The sequence below is a fragment of the Thauera sp. 2A1 genome, assembly GCF_009469595.2.
GTDB lineage: Bacteria > Pseudomonadota > Gammaproteobacteria > Burkholderiales > Rhodocyclaceae > Thauera.
In genome coordinates, this window is record NZ_SSXV01000120.1 from 1 (window position 1) to 1,257 (window position 1,257).

Genomic DNA, 1,257 nt, shown 5'->3' on the forward strand with positions numbered 1-1,257 from the left:
ATAGCCCCATAACATGTAGTTAAAACCTCTTCAAATTTGCCGTGCAAATTTGGTAGGCCTGAGTGGACTTGAACCACCGACCTCACCCTTATCAGGGGTGCGCTCTAACCACCTGAGCTACAAGCCTGTAGAGGTTTTACTGCTCATTTTCATCAGACAATCTGTGTGAGCACTGCAAAGTACGCTTCTTTAAGGTAAGGAGGTGATCCAACCGCAGGTTCCCCTACGGTTACCTTGTTACGACTTCACCCCAGTCATGAATCACAAAGTGGTAAGCGCCCTCCCGAAGGTTAAGCTACCTACTTCTTTTGCAACCCACTCCCATGGTGTGACGGGCGGTGTGTACAAGGCCCGGGAACGTATTCACCGTGGCATTCTGATCCACGATTACTAGCGATTCCGACTTCATGGAGTCGAGTTGCAGACTCCAATCCGGACTACGACGCACTTTATGAGGTCCGCTTGCTCTCGCGAGGTCGCTTCTCTTTGTATGCGCCATTGTAGCACGTGTGTAGCCCTGGTCGTAAGGGCCATGATGACTTGACGTCATCCCCACCTTCCTCCAGTTTATCACTGGCAGTCTCCTTTGAGTTCCCGGCCGGACCGCTGGCAACAAAGGATAAGGGTTGCGCTCGTTGCGGGACTTAACCCAACATTTCACAACACGAGCTGACGACAGCCATGCAGCACCTGTCTCACGGTTCCCGAAGGCACATTCTCATCTCTGAAAACTTCCGTGGATGTCAAGACCAGGTAAGGTTCTTCGCGTTGCATCGAATTAAACCACATGCTCCACCGCTTGTGCGGGCCCCCGTCAATTCATTTGAGTTTTAACCTTGCGGCCGTACTCCCCAGGCGGTCGACTTAACGCGTTAGCTCCGGAAGCCACGCCTCAAGGGCACAACCTCCAAGTCGACATCGTTTACGGCGTGGACTACCAGGGTATCTAATCCTGTTCGCTCCCCACGCTTTCGCTCCTCAGCGTCAGTCTTCGTCCAGGGGGCCGCCTTCGCCACCGGTATTCCTCCAGATCTCTACGCATTTCACCGCTACACCTGGAATTCTACCCCCCTCTACGAGACTCAAGCTTGCCAGTATCAGATGCAGTTCCCAGGTTGAGCCCGGGGATTTCACATCTGACTTAACAAACCGCCTGCGTGCGCTTTACGCCCAGTAATTCCGATTAACGCTTGCACCCTCCGTATTACCGCGGCTGCTGGCACGGAGTTAGCCGGTGCTTCTTCTGCGGGTAACGTC

1 tRNA gene and 1 rRNA gene are annotated in these 1,257 nt (G+C 53.6%); both read right to left on the reverse strand.

What is annotated here, in order from left to right:
• Window positions 1–50 precede the first annotated feature (50 nt).
• A tRNA-Ile gene (locus tag GH664_RS22820) sits at window positions 51–127 on the reverse strand.
• Between the two features lie 68 nt (window positions 128–195).
• Window positions 196–1,257: ribosomal RNA gene (locus GH664_RS22825) — 16S ribosomal RNA — on the reverse strand; the annotation flags it as partial.